This window comes from Pseudomonas rhodesiae, from assembly GCF_007858255.1.
GTDB lineage: Bacteria > Pseudomonadota > Gammaproteobacteria > Pseudomonadales > Pseudomonadaceae > Aquipseudomonas > Aquipseudomonas rhodesiae.
Genome location: NZ_VFEU01000038.1, coordinates 1 through 17,224 on the forward strand (window position 1 = coordinate 1; position 17,224 = coordinate 17,224).

Annotated in this window: 12 protein-coding genes and 1 pseudogene; all 13 read left to right on the forward strand. The window is 62.3% G+C overall.

What is annotated here, in order from left to right; all coding sequences use genetic code 11:
* Nucleotides 1–115 precede the first annotated feature (115 nt).
* Nucleotides 116–259 (forward strand): annotated as a pseudogene (locus FIV35_RS27620) (aldo/keto reductase); the annotation flags it as partial.
* A gap of 147 nt (nucleotides 260–406) precedes the next feature.
* Complete coding sequence (locus FIV35_RS27625) at nucleotides 407–2,401, forward strand: methyl-accepting chemotaxis protein (RefSeq protein ID WP_034138245.1); 1,995 nt, start codon at nucleotides 407–409, stop codon at nucleotides 2,399–2,401.
* Between the two features lie 89 nt (nucleotides 2,402–2,490).
* Nucleotides 2,491–2,949, forward strand: coding sequence for an SRPBCC family protein (locus tag FIV35_RS27630; protein WP_034138246.1), 459 nt, complete (start codon nucleotides 2,491–2,493; stop codon nucleotides 2,947–2,949).
* An 80-nt stretch (nucleotides 2,950–3,029) separates the two neighbouring features.
* The gene (locus FIV35_RS27635) at nucleotides 3,030–3,476 is read left to right on the forward strand and encodes a DUF411 domain-containing protein (RefSeq protein ID WP_034138247.1); all 447 of its coding nucleotides are present in this window, start codon (nucleotides 3,030–3,032) and stop codon (nucleotides 3,474–3,476) included.
* A 3-nt stretch (nucleotides 3,477–3,479) separates the two neighbouring features.
* Nucleotides 3,480–3,923: a YqaA family protein gene (locus FIV35_RS27640; protein WP_173603515.1), complete on the forward strand. Its 444-nt coding sequence runs from the start codon at nucleotides 3,480–3,482 to the stop codon at nucleotides 3,921–3,923.
* Between the two features lie 45 nt (nucleotides 3,924–3,968).
* Complete coding sequence (locus FIV35_RS27645; protein ID WP_034138249.1) at nucleotides 3,969–4,970, forward strand: alpha/beta fold hydrolase; 1,002 nt, start codon at nucleotides 3,969–3,971, stop codon at nucleotides 4,968–4,970.
* A gap of 24 nt (nucleotides 4,971–4,994) precedes the next feature.
* Entirely contained in the window at nucleotides 4,995–5,948 is a 954-nt protein-coding gene (locus tag FIV35_RS27650; RefSeq protein ID WP_034138250.1) for a D-2-hydroxyacid dehydrogenase family protein, read from the forward strand.
* Between the two features lie 534 nt (nucleotides 5,949–6,482).
* Nucleotides 6,483–8,036: a glycogen synthase GlgA gene (gene glgA / locus FIV35_RS27655; protein ID WP_080758739.1), complete on the forward strand. Its 1,554-nt coding sequence runs from the start codon at nucleotides 6,483–6,485 to the stop codon at nucleotides 8,034–8,036.
* A 19-nt stretch (nucleotides 8,037–8,055) separates the two neighbouring features.
* Nucleotides 8,056–9,801 carry a malto-oligosyltrehalose trehalohydrolase gene (gene treZ / locus FIV35_RS27660; RefSeq protein WP_034138251.1) on the forward strand — a complete coding sequence of 582 codons (1,746 nt, stop codon included), beginning with the start codon at nucleotides 8,056–8,058 and terminating at the stop codon, nucleotides 9,799–9,801.
* Entirely contained in the window at nucleotides 9,798–11,882 is a 2,085-nt protein-coding gene (gene malQ, locus FIV35_RS27665; RefSeq protein ID WP_034138252.1) for a 4-alpha-glucanotransferase, read from the forward strand. Before treZ ends, malQ begins: the two co-directional genes overlap by 4 nt.
* Nucleotides 11,879–14,635, forward strand: coding sequence for a malto-oligosyltrehalose synthase (locus tag FIV35_RS27670; protein ID WP_034138253.1), 2,757 nt, complete (start codon nucleotides 11,879–11,881; stop codon nucleotides 14,633–14,635). The genes malQ and FIV35_RS27670 overlap by 4 nt, the downstream gene beginning before the upstream one ends.
* Before the next feature lie 24 nt (nucleotides 14,636–14,659).
* Nucleotides 14,660–14,926, forward strand: a complete 267-nt coding sequence (locus tag FIV35_RS27675; RefSeq protein ID WP_034098099.1) for a DUF2934 domain-containing protein — start codon at nucleotides 14,660–14,662, stop codon at nucleotides 14,924–14,926.
* Between the two features lie 137 nt (nucleotides 14,927–15,063).
* Nucleotides 15,064–17,223, forward strand: a complete 2,160-nt coding sequence (gene glgX / locus FIV35_RS27680; protein ID WP_034138254.1) for a glycogen debranching protein GlgX — start codon at nucleotides 15,064–15,066, stop codon at nucleotides 17,221–17,223.
* Nucleotide 17,224: the final 1 nt, after the last annotated feature.

The window sequence follows — 17,224 nt, forward strand, 5'->3', positions numbered from 1 at the left end:
TGGGGTCCGGGTGGCGAAAACGTAAGAAATACTCGTCGAATTGATTGTTTTTTGATCATTTGGCGAGTTTAAAAGTTGCGCTAGGTGGTATGCCGGGGAAATACATGGCTACTTCAGACCATCCCTAGAAGAAAACGCGGCGGCGGTGTCCATCGTGCTCAGCCCATCCGAGCTGTCGGCCCTGGATGGGATTTTCCCCGCCGACGCCACTGCCGGTCTGCGCTACCCCGAGGCGGTGATGGCGATGTTGGAGATCTGACACAAGCAGCGAGGCCCGCCAAGCCTCGCTGCTTGCGCACGCAGATATTGGCACCATCGTACCTAAAGCTAACCGTACTCAAGCCGATACCCCTACGAAGCTCCAACAAAGCCGCGTCGACAATAAACGCTTCGTAAGGACGATCCCATGCCCCCACTGCGCTCCATCCAAGCCCGCTATACCCTGTTTCTGGTGTTGTTCGTCCTGGTGTTATTCGTGTTGACCATCGTCGGCATCGGCCAGTTGGTCGCGCCGACATTGCGCCACACCGAAGAGCAGGTGGTGCTCAACCGCATCGACGAGGTGGCGAAAAGCATCCAGGGCGAGCTGAACAAGGTTCAGGCCCAGCAACGCAGCATCACCCAGACCATCCCGCTGCTGGACAGCGATGCCATCGACAAGGTCTTGCCTGGCCTGGTCGACCAGTACGGTGAGCTGAAGGTGTTCGGCGGCGGTATCTGGCCACTGCCAAACCAGCGCACCCCAGGGCGCAACAAGCACAGCACGTTCTGGCACCGTGATGCCTCGGGCAAGCTGACGGTCAATACCTTCTGGAACAGCGACCCGGCCCCCAACTATTACGACCAGAGCTGGTACAAGGGCGGCCTGGCCTCGCCGCGTGGCCAATGCGCCTGGGCCGCCGCTTACAAGGACGACGCCAGCCAAGAGCCACGCACCAACTGCGCCATGGCGATCCAGCGCGATGGCGCGGCCTATGGCGTGGCCACGATTGACATCACCCTCGGTTTCTTCAACGAACTGGTGGCCAGCAAGGAAAAAGACATCGGCGGGCAGATGCTGATCGTCGAAGGCGACGGCAAGATCATCAGCAACAGCACGCGCCTGAACAGCCCGGTGGTGTTGAAAAACATCAGCGAACTGACCGCTTCCTCAGCCTTCGCCACCCAGGTCAGCAAAGCCCTGGCCCATCGCGACCAAGGCTTGCAGCGCAGCGAGTTCGATAACGGCGGCGTGGCCAGCACCTTCTATATGCGCCCGATCGAGGGTACGCCGTGGTTCCTCGCCACCGCCCTGCCCACCTCGTTGATCACCGCGCAGCGCGATGACGTACTCGGCACTTTGGCCCTGCTGCAAATCCCCATGGTATTGCTGCTGGTGCTGCTGGCCGCGTATGCGATCCGCAAACTGGTGCAGCGCATGAAGACGCTGAAAGCCAATATCGACGCACTGTCAACCGGCGATGCCGACCTGACGCGGCGCATCACCATCCGCGCCGAAGACGAACTGGGCGCCATCGGCCATTCCGTCAACCGCTTTATCGTCTACCTGCAAAACATGATCGGCGAAGTGACCCAGGCCACCGCGGCCATGTCCACGGGGCTTGAGCAATTGCAGCAGACCTCGGCGCAGACCAACCAGATCCTGGTGCGTCATGCCTCGGAAACCGATCAGACCGTCACGGCCATCACCGAGATGAGTTCCACTGCCGAGACCGTGGCACAGAACGCCGCCGAAACCGCCGCGTTCACCCAGCGCGCCAACGAACACGCCGACCGCTCGCGCGTGGTGGTGGGAGAAGCGTCCAGCAGCGTCGGCGCGTTGATCGGCGAGGTCGCCAGCGCCACCCACACGGTGGAAAACATGCGCCAGGACGCCGCGCGCATCACCGAAACCCTTGAAGTGATCGGCGCGATTGCCGGCCAGACCAACCTGCTGGCGCTCAACGCGGCCATCGAAGCAGCGCGGGCCGGCGAGCAAGGCCGTGGTTTTGCGGTAGTGGCCGACGAAGTGCGGGCCCTGGCCGCGCGCACCCAGGCCAGCACCTCCCAGATCAACGAGATGCTCGCTCGATTGACCACGGGGGTGAGTTCCTCGGTCACCGCCATGGAAAATACCCAGTCCAGTTGCCAATCGGCGGCGGACGCCACGGCACGGGTCAACACCGGCCTGGATGAAATGGCCGGTTCCGTCGGCCATATCCACAGCCTCAGCACCCAGATCGCCACCGCCGCCGAACAGCAAAGCGCGGTGACCGAGGAGATCAACCGCAGCATGGTGCAGATCCGACAAATGGTCGAAGACCTGGTGCAGAGCGGTCACGCCACCGAAAACAATACTCAGAGCCTGCTGGAAGCCAATGGCCGGGTTATCAGCCTGATGAGTCGCTTCAAAGTCCGTTGAACAGCGTTTGAGAACTCCCGTGCAAAGCACGGGAGTCAGACTATTCTGACAGTTCGAGATACTTCTTCCCGCCACACAGGAGGTGTGTCATGCGCGCTGTCGAGCAGTCGGTCCGCTTGGAGCGGATCAGTCAGGAACGCTTTATCAATGCCCCCCTTGAAACTGTCTATGACTACGTAACCCAACCGGACCGCTGGCACGAATGGCACCCCACTTCCCTCGGTGCAGAGACCGGCACCAGCGGCTCTTTGGGTGCCGGTTCACGCTTTACCGAGATGATCGACCTGCTCGGCGTACGCGTCCCCATGAGCTACCGCGTGCAGATCGCCCGGCGCCCCCACGAATTCAAATGCGTGTTCACCTCCCTGGCCGTTGACGGCTCGATCCACTACTTCCTGCAACCGTTTCGCGACGGCACGCTGTTTAAACGGGTGCTGACCTACGAAACCGAATTGCAACTGGCGACCTTGCACGAGCGCATGCACGAACTGTCGGCCATCGTCCTGGACCGTCTGAAGCAGCGCCTGGAACATCCGCCCTTTGTATAATTTAGAAACATTACACTGTCGTCCCGTCCGTAAAAGCGCGGAGAATGCCGGGCTTATCGCCCCTATTGGATGAGACTCCGATGAAAACTCCACTGCGATTGGCCCTGCTGTCCGCCCTCTTCACCACTACCCTGGCCCAAGCCGCCGACCTGATCCCCATCGATGTACACCGTGACGCCAACTGCGGCTGTTGCAAAAAGTGGATCAGCCATCTGGAAAACAATGGGTTCAAGGTCAATGACCATGTCGAAACCGATATGAGCGCCGTCAAACAACGCCTCGGCGTGGCGCCGCGCCTGAACTCTTGCCACACCGCCGTGATCGACGGCAAGTTCGTTGAGGGCCATGTGCCCGCCGAGCAGGTGTTGGCGCTGCGCAAGCGCGACGACCTGCTGGGCGTTGCCGCACCGGGCATGCCCATGGGCTCGCCGGGCATGGAAATGGACGGACATGCCGATGCCTACCAGGTCATCGGACTGCGCCGTGACGGCACGGATGAGGTGGTGGCCGATTACCCGGCACACTGATCGGTGCTGATGGGTTACCTGGGGCTGTTCGTCGCCGCGTTCGGTGCGGCGACGCTGCTGCCCCTGCAATCGGAAGCCGTGCTGGTGGGCCTGCTGCTCAGCGGCCACTACAACGTGTGGTGGTTGTTGGCGGTCGCCACCCTGGGCAATGTACTGGGCTCGCTGGTCAATTGGTGGCTGGGCCGCTGGGTGGAGCATTTCAAACAGCGGCGCTGGTTTCCGGTCAACGAGCGGCAACTGCAAACGGCCCGTCGCCACTACGCACGCTGGGGGCACTGGACCCTGCTGCTCAGTTGGGTGCCGATCATCGGCGACCCGCTGACCCTGGTGGCCGGTGTGATGCGCGAACCACTGTGGCGTTTTCTGGTGGTGGTCACGTTGGCCAAAGGTCTGCGCTATGGCGTGCTGGCGGCAATTACCTTGCAGTGGGTGTTAATCCCGCGTTAATCCTCTCGCAACAGCATCCCAACACCTGTTTCAGGAGATGACACCATGCCGCCAAACCGCGTCCTTTATATCGCCGGCCTGTTCATGGCCAGCAGTGTCCCCGCCCTCGCCGCGACTTACGGCCCCGAGTTACAGGGCTTTCAATACCCCTATCCGCTTGCGCATTTCAGCTTTGAGTCCCAAGGCAAAACCCTGCAAATGGGCTACATGGACGTGCCGGCCAGCGGCAAGCCCAACGGGCGCAGCGTCGTGCTGATGCACGGCAAGAACTTCTGCGCGGCGACTTGGGAGGGCTCGATCAAGGCCCTGAGCGACGCCGGTTACCGCGTGATCGCCCCGGACCAGATCGGCTTTTGTACCTCCAGCAAGCCGGAGCATTACCAGTACAGCTTCCAGCAGTTGGCGCTCAACACCCATCAACTGCTGGAAAAACTCGGCATCCCCAAGGCCACCCTGCTCGGCCACTCCACCGGCGGCATGCTCGCCACTCGGTATGCGCTGATGTACCCCGCGCAGACCGAGCAACTGGCTTTGGTCAACCCCATCGGCCTGGAAGACTGGAAAGCTCTCGGCGTGCCGTACCTGAGTGTTGATCAGTGGTACCGACGTGAGCTGAAAGTCAGCGCCGAAAGCATCCGCCAGTACCAGCTCAACACTTATTACGTCGGGCGCTGGAAGCCGGAATACGAGCGTTGGGTCGATATGTACGCCGGCTTGAGCAACGGCCCCGGGCATAAACGGGTCGCGTGGAACTCGGCGCTGATCTACGACATGATTTATTCCCAGCCGGTGTATTACGAATTCAAAGACGTACAGGTGCCGACCTTGCTACTGATCGGCACTGCCGATAACACCGCGATCAATAAGGCAATGGCGCCGCCCGAGGTCAAGGCCAAACTCGGCAACTACGCCGTGCTGGGCAAGCAGGTCGCCAAGCTGATTCCCCACGCTACTCTGGTCGAATTCCCTGGCTTGGGGCACGCGCCGCAAATGGAAGAACCGGCGCGGTTTCATCAAGCGTTGTTGCAGGGCTTGAACGCCCTTTAACCCAACATTCGGAGGCACGCGTAAATGGCGCTACAGATCGCTGTGATTGATGACTGGCAGCAAGTCGCCTCTGGCGTGGTGGATTGGTCGGCCCTGGCCCCCCTGGGCCAGGTGCATTTCCTCCACGATTACCCGGCGGATACCGCGACCCTGATCGAGCGCTTGCAAGGGTTCGAAGTGATTTGCGTAATGCGCGAACGCACAGTGTTCGACAAAGCCCTGCTGCAAGGCCTGCCGCGCCTCAAGCTGCTGGTGACCGGCGGCATGCGCAATGCCGCCCTTGATATCGGCGCCGCCCAGGCACTGGGCATTCAGGTGTGCGGCACCGACAGCTATAAACACGCAGCGCCGGAACTGACCTGGGCGCTGATCATGGCCTGCACCCGCAACCTGCTGGCCGAAGCCAATGCCCTGCGCGCCGGGGGTTGGCAGTTGGGTCTGGGTGGCGACTTGCACGGCAAGACCCTGGGGATTCTCGGGCTGGGCAGCATCGGCCAGAAGGTCGCCGGGTTCGGCCAGGCGTTCGGCATGCGCGTGATCGCCTGGAGCCAGAACCTCACGCCGGAACGCGCCGCTGCGGCGGGAGTGACCTGGGTCAGCAAGCAGCAGTTGTTCGAGCAGGCCGATATCCTCAGCGTCCATCTGGTGCTCAGCGAACGTAGCCGGGGGCTGGTGGATGCCCAAGCCTTGGCCTGGATGAAGCCGAGCGCGCGCCTCGTTAACACCGCTCGCGGGCCGATCGTCGATGAACAGGCCCTGATCCAGGCACTGCAATCCGGCCGCTTAGCCGGCGCAGCGCTGGGTGTATATGGCCAGGAGCCACTTCCCGTCGATCACCCTTTCCGGCACCTGTCCAATGTGCTGGCCACGCCTCATGTGGGTTATGTCAGCGAGCAGAACTACCGGCAGTTCTATGGGCAAATGATTGAAGACATCATCGCCTGGGCCGGGGGCGCGCCGATTCGGTTGCTGGGTTGACTGCGTCATGGAGCGAGCTGGCCTGCGCAGCGCTCCCCAATGGTGCACAGGGTGCATCAGATAGGTCGCAGGTCCTTTCTTGGGGCGACAATGTCGCCCAGCGCAGGGCAAGCCTGCTCACCACCGAATGAATGCGGTCTTGCCTGGGGCAAATAGGTGCAAAGTGCCATCACGCTCCCGCCCGCCAGCGGTTTTCCCGCATCGCATAAGGTTACAAGTTTTTTGTCCTACAAAATTCATGTAGAAACCCTACGCTGTCTGGGATCTGTCCTAGACTGATGACCGATGGGTCCCTTCCAAAAAAAAAACCCCGCGAAAAAAATCTAAACTTTCCAACTCTGCCATTGGTCAGGTTTAGGTAAGGCGCGCCAGTGCGGTTTACGCCGGTTGCCGTCTATCCAACTTTTTAACGCTAACCGTGCAACTGGCATACGCCTTGCCAGATTTGTCATGCGCTTGTGCGCCTGGCCGCAGGATGCGGTCATCGGAGCTAATGGCAGCGGGCCATTAGCCGACCAACACGTGGAGAGAACTATGATCAGTGCCGCAGTAAGTATTCAGGGAGAGCGTGTTAGTCAGCCAGTTGGCGGGTCGACCTCTTTGGTCGACCTCAACACGGTGCGGCCGGTGTCCAGTTTCAACCCCAATCGAAAGAAAGTACTGTTTGTAACCTCGGAATTCGCCGATCTGGTGAAGACCGGCGGCCTTGGCGACGTATCCGCCGCCCTGCCTCGCGCCATGGCGCATCTGCATGATGTGCGCGTGTTGATCCCCGGTTACCCGCAGGTGATGGAAAGCGATAACCCGATCCATATCATCGGCGAACTGGGTGGCCACGCCGCGCTGCCGCCGTGCAAGATCGGGCGCATGGACCTCAAGGATGGCCTGGTCATCTACGTGTTGATCTGCCCCGAGCTCTATGAGCGCGAGGGCACGCCTTACGGCGCCAACAACGGTCGCGACTGGCCGGACAACCATATCCGTTTCGCTCGCCTGGGCCTGGCCGCCGCCGATATCGCCGCCAACCTGGCGCAGATCCACTGGTGCCCGGACCTGGTGCACGCCCACGACTGGCCCGCTGGCCTGGCCCCGGCGTACATGCACTGGCGTGGTTCACGCACGCCGACGTTGTTCACCATTCATAACCTGGCCTATCAGGGCGTGGTCAGCCTGGCTTCCACGCCGGAGCTGGGGATTCCGCCCCACGCACTGCAGCAGGAAGGCATGGAGTTCTACGGCAAGATGTCGTTCCTCAAGGCCGGCATGGCGTACTCCAGCCACATCACCACGGTGAGTGCCACTTACGCTCAGGAAATCACCACCCCCGAATTCGGCTGCGGCCTCGACGGTTTCCTCGCCGCCAAGACCCAGCAAGGCTTGCTCAGCGGCATTCCCAACGGCATTGATGAGAGCTGGGAAACGTCCACCGACACGCACCTGACCCACAATTTCAATATCGGTGACTGGGAAGGCAAAGCGATCAACGCCGCCCATGTGCGCAATCTGTTCGGGCTGCACGACTCCACCGGCCCGCTGTTCGCCGTGGTTTCGCGCTTGGTGTACCAGAAGGGTCTGGACCTTACCGAAGCGGTTGCCAGCTTTATCGTCGAGAACGGTGGCCAGATCGCAATTATCGGGCGCGGCGAGCCGGAAGAAGAACAGGCCATGCGCGAGCTGGCCCTGCGTTTCCCCGGCCAAATCGGCGTGCGCATCGGTTTTAACGAAACCGACGCGCGGCGCATGTTCGCCGGCAGCGATTTCCTGCTGATGCCATCGCGTTACGAGCCATGCGGCCTGAGCCAGATGTACGCGCAGCGCTTCGGCTCACTGCCGGTGGCGCGCAACACCGGCGGGCTGGCGGACACCATCGAAGACGGCGTCACTGGGTTCCTGTTCAACGAATCCACGGTGGACAGCTACAAAGCCGCCCTCACCCGCGCCTTCAATGTGTTCGCCTACCCCGGCCTGCTCAACGCCATGCGCTGCCGCGCCATGACCCAGCCGTTCAACTGGACCCAGGCGGTCGAACCCTACGCCGAACTCTACGAACAACTGGTGGCCAAGGCCCTGGGGAAATCAGCTAAATAATCAAGGGAGGTCTCTATAGATGCCGTTACGGACTCTGGAAACCTGGCCCCACGGCGCAATCATGCTGGACGCGCAACACACGCGTTTCGCCTTGTGGGCGCCAGACGCGTTTTATGTCAGCGTTGAATTGGAAAACGGTAAATCCATCGCCATGCTGCCCCAGGCCGATGGATGGTTCGAAGTTGAAATCAAGTGCCCGGCGGGCACCCGGTATCGCTACAACATCGACGGGGAGCAGGATGTTCCCGATCCAGCGTCCAGGGCCCAGGCCTCGGACGTTCACGGTTGGAGCCTGGTGGTCGACCCGCTGGCCTACCACTGGCGCCAGCCCAACTGGCAAGGCCGCCCCTGGCACGAGGCGGTGATCTACGAATTGCACGTCGGCGCCCTGGGGGGGTACGCCAACGTCGAGCAACACCTACCGCGCCTGGCCGAGCTGGGCGTGACCGCCATTGAACTGATGCCCTTGGCGCAGTTTCCTGGCGAACGTAACTGGGGCTATGACGGCGTACTGCCGTATGCCCCGCACTCGTCCTACGGCACCCCGGAGCAACTCAAACACCTGATCGACAGCGCCCACGAACACGGCCTGGCGGTGATCCTTGACGTGGTCTACAACCACTTCGGCCCCGATGGCAACTACCTGGGCCAGTACGCGGCAAGTTTCTTCCAGGAAGACGTGCACACCCCGTGGGGCGCCGGCATTGATTTCGAGCGCCGTGAAGTGCGGGACTTCTTTCTCGATAACGCCCTGATGTGGTTGCTCGAATACCGTTTCGACGGCCTGCGACTGGACGCCGTGCACGCCATCGATAACCCCGGTTTCTTGCAGGAACTGGCGCAGCGCGTGCGCCAGCAGGTCGATGCCGGCCGTCATGTGTGGCTGGTGCTGGAAAACGAACTGAATCAGGCCAGCCTGCTTAAGCACGACTTCGATGCGCAGTGGAATGACGACTTCCACAATGTGTTGCACGTCCTGCTGACCGGCGAAACCGATGCCTACTACAGCGACTTTGCCCAAGACCCTACCGCCAAACTGGCAAGGTGCCTGGGTGAAGGGTTTATCTACCAGGGCGACACCACTCGCCATGGCCATGCCCGCGGCGAGCCGAGCGGTGGTCTGCCGCCGACTGCTTTCGTTGCGTTTCTGCAAAACCACGACCAGATCGGCAATCGCGCCCTCGGCGAACGTCTGCACCAGCTTTGCCCGCCCCAGGCGCTCAAGGCCGCGACCGCCCTGCTGCTGCTGTCGCCAATGATTCCGTTGATGTTTATGGGCGACGAAGCCAACGCCGCCGAGCCGTTCCTGTTCTTCACCGACCATCACGGCGAGCTGGCCGAAGCGGTGCGTGAAGGTCGGCGCAATGAATTTGCCGACTTTGCCGCGTTCCAGGACCCTGAACGCCGCGAACACATCCCGGACCCGAATGCGCTGTCGACCTTGCAACAGTCCATGCCAACCCTGGCCGACCAAGACCATGTGGCGTTTTACCGCGAGCTGTTGAGCCTGCGTCATCGCCATATCGTCCCGCACCTGCCTGGCAGTGTGGCGCTGGGTGCCCAAATACTTGGCGACGCAGCGGTCAGCGCGCGCTGGCGTCTGGGTAACGGCAGCGTGTTGCAGATCGATCTGAACCTCAGTGCCACTGCCTTGGAACATTCCACGGCGCCGCACCTGATTTTTGCAACGCCCGCCGGCGACGGCACACACCTGCCGCCGTACAGCGCACGCGTCACCCTATCCCCTGCTGGAGAACACCCTTGAGCGAAGCGAAACTGGAAATCCTCGCCAGCCGCGCGGGCCTGGCCGTCGATTGGATCGACGCCAACGGCCGCCCGCAACACGTACAACCCGACGCCCTGCGCGCGGTGCTCAAAGGTCTTGGCCACCCGGCCGACACTGATGCCGAAATCGAAGCCAGCCTGGACGAACTGGAACAGGCCCAGCAGAGCAAGCATCTGCCGCCGTTGTTGACCGTCGACAGCGGTGAGAGCCTGGACCTGGCACGCTATTTCGAACCAGACACCCTGTGCCGCGTGCACTTGGAGCAAGGCGAAACCCTGGAGCTGCGGCTGGACGGCAACGCCGTGCTGCCCGGCGTGATTGCCTTGGGTTATCACCAAGTGCAGATCAACGACCAGACGTTCACCCTGGCCGTGGCCCCCACCCACTGCTACAGCGTGGCCGAAGCGGTGGACAGCCAACCCGCCCGCGCTTGGGGCATCAGTGCGCAACTCTATAGCCTGCGCCGCCTCAACGATGGTGGCTTTGGTGACACCCTGGCCCTGGAACACCTGGCCCGCGCAGCCGCCGAGCGGGGCGCCGATGCCCTGGCCATCAGCCCGATGCACGCGATGTTCAGCGCCGACCCGCAGCGATACAGCCCGTATTCGCCGTCGAGTCGGCTGTTTCTTAACAGCCTGTACGCTTCGCCGGCCTGCATCCTCGGCGAGCGCGAAGTGCGCAATGCCATCGAAGCCCTGGGCATCGCCGATGAGCTGCACGACCTCGAACAACTCGACCTGATCGACTGGCCTGCCGCCGCCCAGGCCAAGCAGCGTTTGCTGCGTGCGCTGTATGAAGATTTCCGCCACGGCCATCACCCGCAACATGCTGACTTCCTGAGTTTCCGTCAGACCGGCGGCGAGGCCTTGGAAAACCATTGCCGCTTCGAAGCGGTGCAAGCCATGCGCGCTGCCGCTGGTGAAAGCCTCGACTGGCGCCACTGGCCGGCAGAGTGGCGCACCCCGCAAAGCCCGGCGCTGGCAACATTTGCCGAAGAACACCGCGAAGAGGTCGGCTTCTACGCCTTTGCCCAGTGGCTGATCGCGCGGTGCCTGGAGCGCGCCCAACAAGCGGCCCGTGGCAGTGGCATGGGGGTTGGCCTGATCGCTGACCTGGCGGTGGGCGCCGACGGCGGCGGCAGCCAGGCCTGGAGTCGCCAGGACGAGTTGCTGGCCAACCTCACCGTGGGGGCGCCGCCCGACATCCTCAACCGTGCCGGCCAGGGCTGGGGGATTTCCGCGTTCTCCCCCGAGGGCCTCAAGCGCCACGGATTCCGTGCGTTTATCGAAATGCTGCGGGCCAACTTCGCCCATGCCGGCGGCTTGCGCATCGACCATGTCATGGGCCTGCAACGCCTGTGGGTGATCCCCATGGACGCCTCGCCCAAAGAAGGCGCGTACCTGTATTACCCAGTGGACGACATGCTGCGTCTGCTTGCGCTGGAGTCCCATCGTCACCAGGCCATTGTGCTTGGCGAAGACCTAGGCACCGTGCCCGACGGCCTGCGCGAAAAACTCATCGGCCGCTCCATACTCGGTATGCGCGTGCTGCTGTTCGAACAAGGCCACGACGGCCAGTTCAAGCCGATCCTCGACTGGCCCGACAACGCCCTCGCCACCACCAGCACCCACGACCTGCCGACCCTCAACGGTTGGTGGCACAGCCGCGACATCGACTGGAACATCCAGCTCGGCCTTATCGACGCGCCCACCATGGAGCAATGGAGCGAACATCGCCTGCGCGAACGCCAGGCGCTGCGCCAAGCCCTGAGCCAGGACCCGCAGAACTTCGTCGATGAGATCCGCAACGAAACCGACCATATGATCGACGCCAGCGTGCGCTACCTGGGCCACACCCGCGCACCCCTGGTGCTGTTGCCGCTGGAGGATGCCCTGGGCATCGAAGAACAAGCCAACCTGCCCGGCACCACCGATACCCATCCCAATTGGCGCCGCCGCCTGCCGGGCGAGGCCGCCAGCCTGCTCGACAACGCCGGCGCCGCGCGTCGCCTCGAACTGCTGGCCGTCGCGCGTAACCAAGCCTATGAGCGTGACCGATGAAAGCACTGCCCTTGCGCGCCACTCAGCGCCTGCAATTCCATAAAGGTTTCACCCTGGACGACGCGGTGCCGCTGGTGCCGTATTTTGCCCAACTGGGTATCAGCCACCTGTATGCCTCGCCGTTGCTCAGCGCACGCGCCGGCTCCATGCACGGTTACGACGTGGTCGACCCGACCCGGGTCAACCCTGAACTGGGCGGCGAGGACGCGTTGCGCCGTCTGGTCGCAGCCCTGCGTGAACACGACATGGGCCTGATCCTGGATATCGTTTCTAACCACATGGCCGTGGGCGGCGCCGATAACCCTTGGTGGCTGGACCTGCTCGAATGGGGGCGTTTGAGCCCCTACAGCGAATTCTTCGATATCCAGTGGCACTCTCCCGACCCGCTGCTCAAAGGCCAATTGCTGATGCCGTTCCTGGGCAGCGACTATGGCGAAGCCCTGCAAAGTGGCACCTTGACCCTGCATTTCGAGGCTGACCACGGATCGTTCTACGTCGAGCATTACGAACATCGCTTCCCGATCTGCCCACGGGATTACGCGTTGATTCTGGGCAACGACGAACCGCTCAAACCACTGGCGGACCGTTTCGCTGCCCTGGCCTATCAGGACGATGCCTACGCCGAAGCCGCCTGGCTCAAACAGGCCCTGGCCGAGCGGGCCACCGAGGTCCTGCCGGCCATTGAGCAGCGCTTGGCCCAGTTTGACGGTCGCCAAGCCGAGGGCTTCGAACGCCTGCATCAACTCTTGGAGCAGCAAGCCTATCGCCTGGCCAGCTGGCGCACGGCGGCGGACGATATCAACTGGCGGCGCTTCTTCGACGTCAATGAATTGGGCGGCCTGCGCGTAGAGCGCAGCGCGGTGTTCGAAGCCACCCACGGCAAGATTTTCGAGCTGATCAGCCAAGGCCTGGTGGATGGCCTGCGCATCGACCATATCGATGGCCTGGCCGACCCGCGCGGTTATTGCCGCAAGCTGCGCCGCCGGGTCGATACGTTGTCCCCCGAGCGGCACCTGCCGATTTTTGTCGAGAAGATCCTCGGCGAAGGCGAAACCCTGCGCGAAGACTGGCAAGTGGACGGCACCACGGGCTACGAATTCATGAATCAGCTGTCGCTGTTGCAGCACCAGCCCGAAGGCTTCGAGCCCCTGGCCGAGCTGTGGACGCGCCTGAGCGAGCGGCCTGCGGCGTTTATCGAAGAGGCCCGCCTGGCACGCCAACAGATCCTCAACGGCTCCCTGGGCGGCGATTTCGAAAGCGTGGCCCAGGCGCTGCTGCAAGTGGCGCGCGACGACGTAATGACCCGCGACTTCACCCTCGGCGCCATCCGCCGTGCATTGCAGGAGTTGATCGTGCACTTCCCGGTGTACCGCACCTACATCAGCGCCCGTGGCCGCAGCGCCGCCGATGACAAGGTGTTCCAACAGGCCATGGACGGCGCGCGCAGCACGTTGAGCGAAGGCGACTGGCCAGTGCTCGAGCACCTGCAAAAATGGCTCGGCGGCCAGCCGTGGCGTGATCGCCCGGTGGGGCGCGAGCGCAAGATTCTCAAACATGCCTGCGTGCGCTTCCAGCAACTGACTTCCCCCGCCGCCGCCAAGGCCGTGGAAGACACCGCGTTCTATCGCTCGGCGGTGCTGCTGTCGCGTAACGATGTGGGTTTCAGTACCGAGCAATTCAGTGCGCCGTTGGCCGACTTCCATCAGGTCAACCAACAGCGCCTGCTAGCGTTCCCGGACAACCTGCTGGCCACCGCGACCCATGACCACAAACGCGGCGAAGACACCCGTGCGCGCCTGGCGGTGCTCAGTGAGTGCGCGCCGTGGTATGTGGCTCAAGTTGAACAGTGGCGCAGTCTGGCCGCCCCGCTGCGCGACGATGCCTGCGCGCCGTCGGCCGGTGATGAGCTGATCCTCTATCAAGTGCTGGTGGGCAGTTGGCCACTGGATCTGGACCCTGGCGCGTCGCTGGAGACTTACCAACAACGCCTGTGGCAATGGCAACAAAAAGCCCTGCGCGAAGCCAAGTTGCAAAGCAGCTGGAGCGCGCCCAACGAAGCTTATGAACAAGCGGTCGAAGCCTTCCTGTCGCGCCTGCTGTTGACCGAAGCCGGTCGCCCGTTGCGTACCGCGATTGCCGCCGCAGCTCAAGCCATCGCCCCGGCCGGCGCCCTGAATGGACTGGCGCAAACCTTGCTTCGCATGACAGTGCCGGGTGTACCGGACTTGTACCAGGGCGCCGAGTTCTGGGACTTCAGCCTGGTGGACCCGGACAACCGTCGTCCGGTGGACTTCAACGCACGGCAACAAGCGCTGAACACCCCGCCGGGCACCGATCAACTGCTGACCCACTGGCACGACGGGCGCATCAAGCAGGCGTTGATTGCCCAGGTGTTGGGCTTGCGCAGCGCCCAGCCCGAACTGTTCCGCCACGGCAGCTACACACCGCTGGAGGTACTCGGTCAACACGCCGACCGCGTGGTGGCGTTCAGCCGCGAACACCAGGGCAAACAACTGGTGGTGGTGGTGCCACGCTGGTCCCATGCGCTGCTTGAAAACGGTGTGCAGCCCCGGATTCCTGCGCAGGTTTGGGGCGATACCCGGGTGAAATTACCGTTCGCCGCGTCAACGCAAAACTGGAAGGGACTTTTTCAAACGGGCGCAGTCACACCAGACAAGGAGCTGTTGATCAGCACTGCCCTGGGGGAATTCCCGGTCAATGTCTTTATCAATTCTGATGATCAAGAAAGCTGAACATTTTCTGTGAGGAGCATTGCGATGAGCACTGAAGACAAACGTATCCGCGAATTGGCGCATCAGATCTGGGAGTCCGAGGGCAAGCCCCATGGTCAGGACGCACGTCATTGGGAGATGGCGCGCAAGCTGGCCGAATCCGAAGCCTTGACGCCGAGCAAGCCCAAGCCGGCCGCCAAGCCTAAAGCCACCGCCAAGCCTGCGGCAAAGCCCAAGCCCGCTGCGGCAGCAAGCAAGCCCGCCGCACCGGCGACCAAGAAACCTGCGGCGCCGAAAAAGCCCAAGCCGTAACCAGCCTTTCGACGCCCAACCCTCCCGCCGACGCTGTCGGCGGGGGTTTAACTTCACACTTGATCTCGTTCGCTGAAAATTCGTCAGCACGGCCGCTCTCGGCCCGAAAAAAGACCCCTTGCAGGAGCAACACCACCATGAGCAAACCGGATAAAACCCCATCGACGCCGGGCAATGAGCCGTCGCGGATTCGTGAAGGTTTGCCCTTCCCCCTCGGCGCCACCTGGGATGGCCTGGGCGTCAACTTTGCGCTGTTCTCAGCCAACGCCACCAAGGTCGAACTGTGCCTGTTCGACGACAGCGGCGAAGTCGAACTGGAGCGCATCGAGCTGCCGGAATACACCGATGAAATCTTCCACGGTTACCTGCCCGACGCCCACCCTGGGCTGATTTACGGCTACCGCGTATACGGCCCTTACGATCCGGCCAACGGTCACCGCTTCAACCACCACAAATTGCTGATCGACCCCTACGCCAAGCAACTGGTGGGCGAACTCAAATGGTCCGAAGCGCTGTTCGGCTACACCATCGGCCACCCGGATGACGACCTGAGCTTCGACGAACGCGACAGCGCGCCCTTCGTGCCCAAGTGCAAGGTGATCGACCCGGCCCATACCTGGGGCAACGATCAGCCGGTGCGGGTGCCATGGGACCGCACGATCATTTATGAAACCCACCTGCGCGGCATCAGCATGCGTCACCCGTCCGTGGGCGAATCGGTGCGCGGCACCTGCGCCGGCCTGATGGAAGACGACGTGCTCAAGCATATTCGCCAACTGGGGATCTCCTCGGTCGAGCTGCTGCCGGTGCACGCCTTCGTCAATGACCAGCATCTGCTGGAAAAAGGCATGACCAACTATTGGGGTTACAACAGCATCGCGTTCTTCGCCCCCGACCCACGCTACCTGGCCAGCGGCAAGATCGCCGAGTTCAAGGAGATGGTCGCGCACCTGCACGAGCAGAAGCTGGAAGTGATCCTCGACGTGGTCTACAACCACACCGCCGAAGGCAACGAGCGTGGCCCGACCCTGTCCATGCGCGGCATCGACAACGCCTCCTACTATCGCTTGATGCCCGATGACAAGCGCTTCTACATCAATGATTCCGGCACCGGCAACACCCTCGACCTCAGCCACCCATGCGTGCTGCAAATGGTCACCGACTCCCTGCGCTACTGGGCCACGGAAATGCACGTGGACGGTTTCCGCTTCGACCTGGCGACCATTCTCGGGCGTTATCGCGACGGTTTCGACGAACGTCACAGCTTCCTTGTGGCCTGCCGTCAGGACCCGATACTGCGCCAACTGAAAATGATTGCCGAACCCTGGGACTGCGGCCCCGGCGGCTACCAAGTGGGCAACTTCCCACCGGGCTGGGTGGAATGGAACGACCGTTTCCGCGATACCGTGCGCGCCTTCTGGAAAGGCGATGACGGCCAATTGGCGGACTTCGCCGGGCGTATGACAGCATCGGGCGAAATGTTCAACCATCGCGGGCGCCGGCCGTACAGCTCGGTGAACTTCATCACCGCCCACGACGGTTTCACCCTGCATGATTTGGTGTCGTACAACGACAAGCACAACGAAGCCAACGACGAAAACAACCAAGACGGCAGCAATAACAACCTGTCCTGGAACCATGGCGTCGAAGGCCCTACCGACGACCCGGAAATCAACGCCCTGCGCCTGCGCCAGATGCGTAACTTCTTCGCCACCCTGCTGCTGGCTCAAGGCACGCCGATGATCGTCGCCGGTGACGAGTTCGCCCGCACCCAGCACGGCAATAACAACGCCTATTGCCAGGACAGCGAGATCGGTTGGGTCAACTGGGATCTGGATGACGACGGCAAAGCCCTGCTCAAGTTCGTCAAGCGCTTGATCAAGCTGCGCCTGGCCTATCCGATCCTGCGTCGTGGCCGCTTCCTGGTGGGCGATTACAACGAAGACATCGGCGTGAAAGACGTCACCTGGCTGGCGCCGGATGGCAACGAAATGAGCACCGAGCAATGGCAGGACAGCAATGGCCGTTGCCTGGGCATGCTGATGGACGGCCGCGCTCAGGAAACCGGTATCCGCCGCGCTGGCGCCGACGCTACCTTGTTGCTGGTGGTCAATGCCCACCACGACATGGTCAATTTCCGTCTGCCGCCAGTGCCCGAAGGTGAGTTCTGGACCTGCCTGCTGGACACCAACGACACGGCAATCAAGGCTCAGGAGCGCTTTAACTTCGATCACGAGTACGCCGTAACCGGCCGCTCACTGCTGCTGTTCGAATTGCAGCGCGACGACGAGGTGTGAG

Bases quoted from the DNA above. Each gene is read 5' to 3' on its own strand.
- FIV35_RS27670 (WP_034138253.1), top strand. From the start codon at position 11,879: ATGAAAGCACTGCCCTTGCGCGCCACTCAGCGCCTGCAATTCCATAAA.
- FIV35_RS27675 (WP_034098099.1), top strand. From the start codon at position 14,660: ATGAGCACTGAAGACAAACGTATCCGCGAATTGGCGCATCAGATCTGG.
- FIV35_RS27625 (WP_034138245.1), top strand. From the start codon at position 407: ATGCCCCCACTGCGCTCCATCCAAGCCCGCTATACCCTGTTTCTGGTG.
- glgA (WP_080758739.1), top strand. From the start codon at position 6,483: ATGATCAGTGCCGCAGTAAGTATTCAGGGAGAGCGTGTTAGTCAGCCA.
- FIV35_RS27650 (WP_034138250.1), top strand. From the start codon at position 4,995: ATGGCGCTACAGATCGCTGTGATTGATGACTGGCAGCAAGTCGCCTCT.
- glgX (WP_034138254.1), top strand. From the start codon at position 15,064: ATGAGCAAACCGGATAAAACCCCATCGACGCCGGGCAATGAGCCGTCG.
- FIV35_RS27630 (WP_034138246.1), top strand. From the start codon at position 2,491: ATGCGCGCTGTCGAGCAGTCGGTCCGCTTGGAGCGGATCAGTCAGGAA.
- FIV35_RS27645 (WP_034138249.1), top strand. From the start codon at position 3,969: ATGCCGCCAAACCGCGTCCTTTATATCGCCGGCCTGTTCATGGCCAGC.
- treZ (WP_034138251.1), top strand. From the start codon at position 8,056: ATGCCGTTACGGACTCTGGAAACCTGGCCCCACGGCGCAATCATGCTG.
- FIV35_RS27635 (WP_034138247.1), top strand. From the start codon at position 3,030: ATGAAAACTCCACTGCGATTGGCCCTGCTGTCCGCCCTCTTCACCACT.